The 8,747-nt window shown below is 48.7% G+C and carries 11 protein-coding genes and 1 pseudogene; 5 read left to right on the top strand and 7 right to left on the bottom strand.

Translation table 11 applies throughout. The features are described 5' to 3' along the window. From BMZ71_RS15190 to nadC, 4 genes and pseudogenes are all read left to right on the top strand, one after another. Positions 1–277, top strand: a pseudogene (locus BMZ71_RS15190) (hypothetical protein); the annotation flags it as partial. A gap of 41 nt (positions 278–318) precedes the next feature. Beyond that, a complete protein-coding gene (locus tag BMZ71_RS14745) occupies positions 319–480 on the top strand; it encodes a quinolinate synthase NadA (RefSeq protein ID WP_143071455.1) in 162 nt (53 codons plus the stop codon). Continuing rightward, on the top strand, positions 467–1,747 hold the full coding sequence (locus BMZ71_RS13920) for an L-aspartate oxidase (RefSeq protein ID WP_086990801.1): 1,281 nt from the start codon (positions 467–469) through the stop codon (positions 1,745–1,747). Before BMZ71_RS14745 ends, BMZ71_RS13920 begins: the two co-directional genes overlap by 14 nt. After that, the gene (gene nadC / locus BMZ71_RS13915) at positions 1,737–2,573 is read left to right on the top strand and encodes a carboxylating nicotinate-nucleotide diphosphorylase (RefSeq protein WP_086990803.1); all 837 of its coding nucleotides are present in this window, start codon (positions 1,737–1,739) and stop codon (positions 2,571–2,573) included. Before BMZ71_RS13920 ends, nadC begins: the two co-directional genes overlap by 11 nt. Positions 2,574–2,689: 116 nt before the next feature. Here the strand turns inward: nadC and BMZ71_RS13910 are convergent, their stop codons facing one another. The 7 genes from BMZ71_RS13910 to BMZ71_RS13880 all read right to left on the bottom strand — a co-directional run bounded on the left by BMZ71_RS13910 (position 2,690) and on the right by BMZ71_RS13880 (position 8,540). After that, positions 2,690–3,208, bottom strand: coding sequence for a carboxymuconolactone decarboxylase family protein (locus BMZ71_RS13910; protein ID WP_218142837.1), 519 nt, complete (start codon positions 3,206–3,208; stop codon positions 2,690–2,692). A 169-nt stretch (positions 3,209–3,377) separates the two neighbouring features. Beyond that, positions 3,378–3,626, bottom strand: a complete 249-nt coding sequence (locus BMZ71_RS13905; protein WP_086990807.1) for a helix-hairpin-helix domain-containing protein — start codon at positions 3,624–3,626, stop codon at positions 3,378–3,380. Positions 3,627–3,923: 297 nt separating this feature from the next. Beyond that, entirely contained in the window at positions 3,924–4,814 is an 891-nt protein-coding gene (gene heR, locus BMZ71_RS13900) for a heliorhodopsin HeR (RefSeq protein ID WP_245734455.1), read from the bottom strand. After that, positions 4,807–5,436: a DUF2238 domain-containing protein gene (locus BMZ71_RS13895; RefSeq protein WP_086990809.1), complete on the bottom strand. Its 630-nt coding sequence runs from the start codon at positions 5,434–5,436 to the stop codon at positions 4,807–4,809. The genes heR and BMZ71_RS13895 overlap by 8 nt, the downstream gene beginning before the upstream one ends. A 15-nt stretch (positions 5,437–5,451) precedes the next feature. Next, complete coding sequence (locus tag BMZ71_RS13890) at positions 5,452–6,822, bottom strand: deoxyribodipyrimidine photo-lyase (RefSeq protein ID WP_086990819.1); 1,371 nt, start codon at positions 6,820–6,822, stop codon at positions 5,452–5,454. A gap of 468 nt (positions 6,823–7,290) precedes the next feature. Continuing rightward, positions 7,291–7,713 carry an HIT family protein gene (locus tag BMZ71_RS13885; RefSeq protein ID WP_086990811.1) on the bottom strand — a complete coding sequence of 141 codons (423 nt, stop codon included), beginning with the start codon at positions 7,711–7,713 and terminating at the stop codon, positions 7,291–7,293. Between the two features lie 221 nt (positions 7,714–7,934). Beyond that, complete coding sequence (locus tag BMZ71_RS13880; RefSeq protein WP_086990813.1) at positions 7,935–8,540, bottom strand: methyltransferase family protein; 606 nt, start codon at positions 8,538–8,540, stop codon at positions 7,935–7,937. Between BMZ71_RS13880 and BMZ71_RS13875 the strand changes: the two genes are divergently transcribed. Further along, positions 8,539–8,747, top strand: a 209-nt coding sequence (locus BMZ71_RS13875) for a helix-turn-helix domain-containing protein (RefSeq protein ID WP_143071454.1), incomplete at its 3' end; no start/stop codon positions are given. The genes BMZ71_RS13880 and BMZ71_RS13875 overlap by 2 nt on opposite strands.

Genomic DNA, 8,747 nt, shown 5'->3' with positions numbered 1-8,747 from the left:
TTATGAGAGTGCTGGAATAAAAAAATCTTCCCATACAACACAAGGCAATAAATATTTAAAATCCAGCCTCTTTCAGGCCGGAGGCACTGCGGGGAGATCAAAAGATGAAGCGTTCCATAATCTATACGCTCGTATTTCTGGTAGAAGTTCGAAGATGAAGGCAATCATCGCCTGTGCACATAAACTGATTAGAATAATCTATAAAATCTTAAGCACAGGCGAACATTACGACGCAAAAAAAGCTCTAGGACTGCGGCAACAGGCTAGAGCAAACTAAAAAAATTTTTTCCACCTAAATTATAGCATGGGAGTGACTTTTTGCGCATTTTTCAGCTATTTTTTTTCAAACAAAAAATCATCTATGCTCTGGAAACTTTCGAACCTGCTGTGGAAATGGATGAATCATTGCGCAAGAAAGGCATGCAGCCGTTGGAACGGATGATGGATTTAGCCGAGGTGAACACTTATGCGCAACTATGATGTCCTTATCATCGGAACGGGGGTCGCCGGACTGTTTGCAGCCCTCAATCTCAGCAGCGACAAACAAATCCTGATCGCCACCAAAGGAACTTTGGAAGATAACGATTCCTTCCTTGCCCAAGGCGGCATCTGCGTCCAGCGCGACGAAATGGATTTCGAGCCTTTCCTGGAGGACACTTTGCGTGCTGGCCACTACGAAAATAATGAAGCGGCAGTCGCAACCATGATCAATCAATCACAAGAAATCATTGACGATCTGATCGATCTGGGCGTTGCCTTCGACAAAAAGGGAGCCGGTTTCTCCTATACCAAAGAAGGCGCTCACTCCCGAGCCCGGATCCTGCACTGCAAAGATATGACCGGCAAGGAAATCAACAGCAAACTGATCGCACGGGTGAAAGAGCTGAAAAATGTGAGCATCTTTGAGAACAGCACGCTTGTCGATCTTTTGGTTGCCGGCGACCGTTGCCATGGCGCGGTGCTCCGCGATCAGGCCGGAAAGTTATCCAACGTTTATGCACAGTCCACGCTGCTCGCCACCGGTGGCATCGGCGGCCTGTTCAGCAAAACGACCAACTTCGCACATTTGACAGGCGACGCCATCGCCATCGCGCTGAAGCACGGTATCCGCGTCAAGGACCTGGATTATGTCCAGATCCATCCGACTTCGTTGTATACCGGACGTTCGGGCAGAGCTTTCCTGATGTCGGAATCGCTGCGTGGGGAAGGCGCCATCCTCGTAGGCAAAGACGGCCAACGTTTCGCTGATGAACTGTTGCCGCGTGACTTGTTGACGAAAGCAATCTACACCCAAATGGAAAAGGATCGCTTGCCCTATGTCCGGATGCTCCTGAAAGGCCACGTAGAAGGATCGATCGCCGGAAGGTTTCCGGGCATCCATGCCCACTGCCTGCAGGAAGGCTATGATTTGGTTGAAGATTACATCCCGGTCGTGCCCGCCCAGCATTATTTCATGGGCGGCATCGCAGTCGATCTGAATAGCAAAACTTCGTTGGCGAACCTTTACGCAGCCGGAGAAACGAGCTGCAACGGCGTCCATGGGAAGAACCGCCTGGCGAGCAACTCGCTGTTGGAAAGTTTGGTATTCAGCAAGCGCGCCGCCCAAGCCATCGATGAGTCATTCCAGTGCGCGCTTCCTTATCCGTTTCCCGAACCTGATGCCCGCTCCATCGAAGCGGGCCTAAAGGAAGCAAACAGAAAACTATTGGAAGAAACCGGAAGCGAGGAGGAAGCTCATGCAAAGTAATCGGAATCGCCTGATTTTGGCGGCGCTGCAGGAAGACATCCCTACTGAGGATATCTCAATCAACGCCATCTTCACAGACTACACGAAAGGCAAAGCCGAGCTGTTGTGCAAACAGGACGGCATCATCGCGGGGCTGGATGTCTTCGCCAGGACCTTCGCCCTCCTCGACGACAAGACCGAAGTGATTTTCCATTGTCAGGATGGAGACGCTGTCCAATCAGGAGAACTTTTGGCTGAAGTCATCGGTGACATCCGCGTCATCCTGTCCGGCGAACGCACCGCCCTGAATTATCTCCAGCGCATGAGCGGCATCGCCACACATACCCGCGAGATCGTCGACTTGCTGGAGGGGAGCGGCATCACGCTGCTGGACACCCGCAAGACGACACCGAACAACCGAATTTTCGAGAAGTATGCTGTAAAAGTCGGCGGCGGTCACAACCACCGTTTCAGCCTGTCAGACGGCGTCATGCTGAAGGACAACCACATCGCTGCGGCGGGCGGCATCAAGCAGGCTGTTGCTGCTGCGCGGGAATATGCCTCTTTTGTGCATAAGATCGAAGTCGAAGTGGAAAACTTGGATATGGTCAAAGAGGCCCTCGAAGCGAGAGCCGACATCATCATGCTGGACAATATGACCCCGGCGGATATGAAGGAAGCCGTCCGTTTGATTGACGGTCGCGCCTTGGTGGAATGCTCCGGCAATCTTACCGCTGAAAACATCGCCATCTTGCGCGACACCGGTGTGGATTACCTTTCATCAGGCGCCCTGACCCACTCTTCAGCAATCCTAGATCTGTCGCTGAAGAACCTGGAACGGATCTGACGGAAAGTTATACCATTTAAACGCAAATAAGCTGTGGAAAAGCCATTAGTAATGGTTTTCCACAGCTCATTTTTTTCGTTATCCACAAACAGAATGATTTTAGTTCAAGTGCATCCTCAGAAACTGATGACAGGTTTCTTGAACAGGCCGTCGATTAGAGCATGGATCAAAGTCAACGGCAGATAGACGATGATGCTCAACATCATTGTGATTTCATACAACAGACTGCTCTTTTTGACAGCTTTGCCTTTCAAACGACTCAAGAAAGCACTGAACGCGATCCCATGCGCATTGCCGACCATGATGGCCCGGATGGCACCCAAAATCCCTTTGGCCTTGTCTTCCCCATAAAGAGCGACGATCCGATCCCAGGATTCTTCGGTCGGATACCCTCTCCGGTCGGCATAATGTTGGGCGAAAAGATACGCCGGCATTTCCTCAACAGGGATTTCGTCAACGGATCCGGCCAACAATTGCTTGATTTCTTCCGCAGCCATCCCCTGCTCGAGCGCCATTTTCGTGTGGGCATAGGAACAAACTTCACAGCCATTGACTTCCGTCACCCCCAACATGATCCTTTCGATAAATTCCGGACTCAATTCTTTTTTCTTTTTTGCCTTAATCATGTATTTCATTGTACGGACCCCTTCATACAAAATCGTATAAAATTCCCGCACCGTGTATATTTTCTTGTAAAATTCCTGCGCCATTGTTATCTCCTTTACTCTGTAGGGCTTCTCCAGATTTGTTAAAAATCATTATACCCCTATAGGTATAAATAGTAAAGAAGACGGTTTGGCTGACCTATCCATTTTTCCAGTTCCACCACTTCAATTTTTCCGGATCCGGATTCGGTTCGGTCGCATAATAGACGGCGCAGCGGAAAGTGTACAATACGCAGGGATCTTGCCGCTGCCCGGTTATCCTGTTCAAACGCTCATAAAGTTCCTGCGGATTCTTGTCGCGCAGGTCAGCGACTGTATTTATGCCTAATGAGACGAGTGTTGCCGCCATCTTCGGGCCGATGCCGGGAATTTGCTGCAGTTCTTTCATCTGATTTCCCCCTCGCTTTGACTTCTTTTTCCTCAAAATCATTGTAGTTCTTGTCGCCGGCGATTGCCAATAATGGCATTCTTGGCTGACGACGCAAAAAACGGACAGGTTGGGCATCCATCAGAAGCTTTCTGGTGGACGCCCAACCTGTCCGGCTGTAGCATGTCATTCAAAAAAATAAGCAAAGCAGCAACAAATTGTATTTCCTCTACACATCCAATGTACACCGTCATTGTAAATCGTATCAAAAAATCCTGTATTGTTTTTGTAAATGACAGCGCCTGAAGCCTACCAAAATTACGGCTGCATCGCTCCGAAAAGCACAAGCCAGGCAAGAATCGATTTCGCAACCAGACTGAGCACGATGTAGATCCGCTCCCCGTAGAGGTAGTCCGCCCATTTCCCGACTTTTTTGTACTGCAAAATCATGTTGATCGGGAAAGTGTTGAAAGCAACGAAATAAGTACCGACAATTGCCCAGACAAACCAAGGCACTTCGCCGAAATTGCCGGTCCCGAACATGTAAAGCAAAATAGCGATCCATGGCGCAACACCAGCAATCGATCCCCAAATGAACGGTCCCCACTCAATGTTGTCTTTTGAGCGGCCCACATTCAACTGTTCCATCACAAGCCCGAAAAGATTCATGGTGGCGTTGACGATGAAGATCAGAATCAGCGAAGCGATATCGTAGATGCCGAACAGCGTCGCAATAAGGACAATCATGATTGACGAGCTGAGCGCATACTCGAACCAGCGGAATTTATTGATACCCTTCACCAAATCAGCATTATAGATTTCATTAAGCTTTTTCGGAATGGAAACCAAGGCATGCGCGATAGCTGAAATGAACAAGAACGAAGCGACCATAACTCCAAATGGTAATTCAAAAAGAACTCGCGAGGCAGTCTCCAACGAGCGCGTTTCAGGATTGAAGGCCAAGTAGAATTGGCTGATTTCAGGACTGAACTCACCGATTTTCTGGATGACATTTGTTGCCAAAAAGAGCATTGCGATACCTTGAATCAGGTGGAGTCCACCCATGATCAGATTGAAGCGCCGTAGTTTTTCTGTCGTGATCTCTTTCATGATGATAGCTTCCTTTCTAAAATGACTGGAAAATAATGCCAATTGACCGTTCTCATTCGTTGAATCAAACTGTTCTTCAATCAGAATGCCTTTAACCATCCCACATCTGTTCTATTTGGCTGTCGTGGAACGGGCCGAACACGAACACCGCCAGGCTCGCACCGATCAAGGCCCAAATCATATCCCAGAGGCTGTCGAAGGCGTCTCCCTGTGTCCCCATCACGGTGTCGGCGGGAACATCCATAATTTTAACGACCGCGAATTCACTCAGTTCGTAGGCTGCGCTGAAGCCGAGGCAGGACAGAATAACGATAAGCATCAGCAGTTTGCCTTTCTTGACGTAGCCGCCCCGCAACAAAAACTCCTTGGCCAAAAAAGCCGGTACGAAGCCTTGGGCAAAGTGCCCCACCCGGTCGAAGTAATTGCGCTCCCAACCAAACTGCTCTTTCCATTGATTGAACAGCGGATTCTGGGAGTAAGTGTAGTGCGCGCCGTACAGCAACAACAAGGCATGCAGAAAAGCCATCACATAGACGAAAGTGCTGAAACGGAACTTCCGGTAAGTCACGACCAGCAATAATACTAACAGAACTGCTGGCGTCATCTGACCTATCCAAGCCAGCCGATCCAATGGACGGATAGCCGAAATAATGTACGCTATAACGAAAAGAACCAAAAGGATTATAGGCAAAGGTTCTGCCTTTTTGCCGTTTCCCACCATCCGTTCCGCCCCCTTTTAGTTGCGTTTGCGTGCCCGTTCAGCAACCTGATCCAGATACAGCTGCATATCAAACTTGCGCTTCAGGCCTTTGTCGTTCATGAAACGGACATTGCCGAAGATGGCACGTTCTCCCCACGGCCGGTCATGCTTACCGAAGCACCAGCTCACTCCGGCAAACCCGTTCGGATCGCGGCCGTCCAACAAATACTTGTTGTTCAGATAAATCGCTTTGCGATAAGCTTCCTCCGGCGTGCTGCTCCACTCAAGAATTTTCTTGGCCCAGTACATCCGCATGTACCCATGCATTTTACCGGTCAGGTTCATCTCCAGCTGCGCGGCGTTCCAATAGTCGTCGTGGGTCTTTGCCGCTTCCAATTCCTCCACAGAATACAGATATTCGCGTTCATCCGCCAAATGCTTGTCCAGTGTCTTCTTGGCCCAATCCGGAACAGCTGCATAGGAATCGTACTGTTCATTGTAGTAAACGAAATTTACGGCCAGTTCCCGCCTGACGACCAGTTCCTCGAGGAAACTTTGCTGACTTTCGCTGTCCATCCCCATCAGTCTGCGGTAGATATAGAGCGGTGAAATCTGGCCGAAATGGAGATATGGACTTAGATTTGAGGTGAAGGACTCGCCGGGACGGTTCTTACGTTCGCTGTACCCGGCCAGTTTATTCTCGATGAAATCCGCCAACCAGCGTTTCGCTTCCGCGGTTCCACCGATATAATCGGAAACGCGAGGGACACTGCGGTCGATAGCCAAACCGGCCAAAGCCTTTTCGGTATCCGAAACATCATAGGCCTCGAACGGAAGCTCGAATGCGAGTGATGGATGTTGGCAGACGGTCTCCTCCAATGACGTCAAACAATGCGGCAGGATTTTCTTCAGTTTGGAGCGCAAAGTCGCAGCGGAATATTCCTCTTTCGGAGAAGCCAATTCGACCGGGACAACAACGTTGCTTTCGACCTGGACGACGGCGCATTCGGCACCCTCGGCCAAGGCAGCGCGCCATTGCCGTTCGATCCGCAGATAGCCGCGGTCCACTACCAACAGGGCCGTCAATCCGGAAATTTCCAATGCTCCTTGTTCCGGCGATATTTTCCGGATCAGCATTTGGATACCGCGTTGCTCCAAGGCGGCCTTCGTTTCCTTCAGCCCTTCCAGCATGAAGGCATAGTGGCGCTCATTGGCTTCCGGAAAACCATCCGTGATCCCGAAGTAGACGAACAACGGCTTCTCGAGCAGGTTGGCCTGGCGGATGGCATATTCCAAAGCATGGTTGTACTCCGCCCGCTGCGAGCTCTGCATCCAATAGACGACATAGGGTCGCTCCATCGCTGTATTTTTAGCGTTCAGTTGCTTGATTCTTTCTTCCAGTATCATCCGGTTTCCCCCAATTTGTGTGCGTTTGTTGTTATTCCTATTATAGAACATCGCTCCGACTCCTACTAATTTTACGAATCAAATCAAACTGAAACGGTGCCCTTTTTGAGCGGAACAAACAATGTAGTCTGCAGAAAAAATGCTGAAACGCACAAACAGCCGATGGGGCGTTCTGTCGGCTGTTTATGCGTTTTCTATACCTCTTGTCGGCTGTTCCACATCCGCTCCCTAGAGATCAGCCGACGAAGTGAGCACCCGTTGACTGTTCGTCCTTCATTTTTCCGACAATAGTCGACGGCCACAGCTTATGTTGACTGTTCCGCATTCACTTTTTCCGCAACAGTCGACGCCTGAAGCGCTTGTCGGCTATTCCGCAAATATCCTGCCCTCAACAGTCGACGAGTCCGCGCAAAAAAGCTGATTCCGTTTTTGGAATCAGCTTCTTAGAAAGAGAATTATTACATTTCCTTATAGATTGATACGGATTTCTTCAGCCAATGCTTCGTACGCATCATCCGTCAAAATCACGCGGCCTGGGTTCATGTCGAAAGTCGAGCCCCATTCGAAGGCGTCGTCTTTGTATTTTGGAACCAAGTGGAAGTGCAGGTGTTTGCCGGTATCGCCGTATGCGCCGTAATTGACCTTTTCAGGCCTGAAGGCTCTATGCAAAGAGTTTGCTACTGTAGCGATGTCCGCGAAGTAACCGTTGCGCTCCTCATCCGTGATGTCCACCAATTCACTCACGTGGTCTTTATAGGCAACGATCACACGGCCTTTGTGGCTTTGTTCTTTAAAAACGTAGACTTTACTGTATGGCAATTCGCAGCAAGGATATCCGAAAGCCAACACCATTTCGCCTTCCATGCAATAAGCGCAATTTTCATCTTTCATAAACACAGACCTCCTAGAAATATACCTCCGGTCCATTATAGCACTTTTAAGCGCCTACATTTTGTCCATAATTCAACAGTATTGCGTACAAAATGTGAACACACTGGATCTCTACTCAATTCAAGTGGTGCTCCTTGTCATGCTATTCCGCTTCCGGAGAGGCAATCAATATAGAACGTATCGTTGCCCGACATGACCATTTTTTCGGAATACCGCCTCTTTCAAAAGTATCTTCTCGTTTTCTTCTGATAATCTGAATATTCTTTTCCAAATGCTTTGAATAGGTACTCCTCCTCTTCCAATATTTGAAGATGAAGGAGGAATAGCAGCATGCAGGAAAAGATGACATTTAACAAATTGGAAAACAACAATGCCATCCCGATAAAGAACAAATCAAATCCAACAAAGCCTGAATTTCTGCTGTACTTGTATATTCCCGTCGTTATCAATGCCGTTTTCTGTTTGTAATCAATGCCGCCTCTCCAACTGTCGCCCAAAGTAGCCATGGCTACAATCAGTACTATGATCCCAGCTACGGAAAGAATAGCCCCAAAGTATCTGACACCGTCATGCTGTATGATGATAGGAAGTTTTTCGTCGAATAAAATAGTCAGAAATTGGGTCAATGCTGTTATCAATAGTGTGATTACCAGACTAACTTCGATGATACCCGTTTTTTTAGGCTTATTCCCTCTTCCAATTTGGATAGTTTTGATGCCGTGCCTGCTTTGCACAAACATTTTGATGTATATAAATTGAGTTAAATTGCATTCGTTTTTCCTCCTGTAGGCGTATACTAAAGAAAACACTTGAGGAGTGGGGAACATGGAAACAGAACGCCAAATCCGTGAATTGGAAAAAGCGATGACTACGACAGACAACCGCCGGTTGTACGAGCGTTGCCTGGCAGTCAAGTTGGTTCTCGAAGGCCGCACCCGGAAAGAAGCCGGGCACACCATCGGCCGCGACGAGCATACTGTCAGCCACTATGTGAAAAATTACTGCCATAATGGAATCCAAGGTTTAGTCTCCAA

The organism is Trichococcus flocculiformis (genome assembly GCF_900113645.1).
Taxonomy (GTDB): domain Bacteria; phylum Bacillota; class Bacilli; order Lactobacillales; family Aerococcaceae; genus Trichococcus; species Trichococcus flocculiformis.
The sequence above is the reverse complement of the archived record's forward strand: the minus strand, read 5'-3'. Positions and strand labels throughout refer to the sequence as shown.

Excerpts from the sequence above, each read along its gene's own strand:
- BMZ71_RS13910 (WP_218142837.1), bottom strand. The coding sequence starts at position 3,208 with ATGAAATACATGATTAAGGCAAAAAAGAAAAAAGAATTGAGTCCGGAA.
- BMZ71_RS13920 (WP_086990801.1), top strand. The coding sequence starts at position 467 with ATGCGCAACTATGATGTCCTTATCATCGGAACGGGGGTCGCCGGACTG.
- BMZ71_RS13905 (WP_086990807.1), bottom strand. The coding sequence starts at position 3,626 with ATGAAAGAACTGCAGCAAATTCCCGGCATCGGCCCGAAGATGGCGGCA.
- heR (WP_245734455.1), bottom strand. The coding sequence starts at position 4,814 with ATGGTTAAAGGCATTCTGATTGAAGAACAGTTTGATTCAACGAATGAG.
- BMZ71_RS13885 (WP_086990811.1), bottom strand. The coding sequence starts at position 7,713 with ATGAAAGATGAAAATTGCGCTTATTGCATGGAAGGCGAAATGGTGTTG.
- BMZ71_RS13880 (WP_086990813.1), bottom strand. The coding sequence starts at position 8,540 with ATGTTCCCCACTCCTCAAGTGTTTTCTTTAGTATACGCCTACAGGAGG.
- BMZ71_RS13890 (WP_086990819.1), bottom strand. The coding sequence starts at position 6,822 with ATGATACTGGAAGAAAGAATCAAGCAACTGAACGCTAAAAATACAGCG.
- BMZ71_RS13895 (WP_086990809.1), bottom strand. The coding sequence starts at position 5,436 with ATGGTGGGAAACGGCAAAAAGGCAGAACCTTTGCCTATAATCCTTTTG.
- nadC (WP_086990803.1), top strand. The coding sequence starts at position 1,737 with ATGCAAAGTAATCGGAATCGCCTGATTTTGGCGGCGCTGCAGGAAGAC.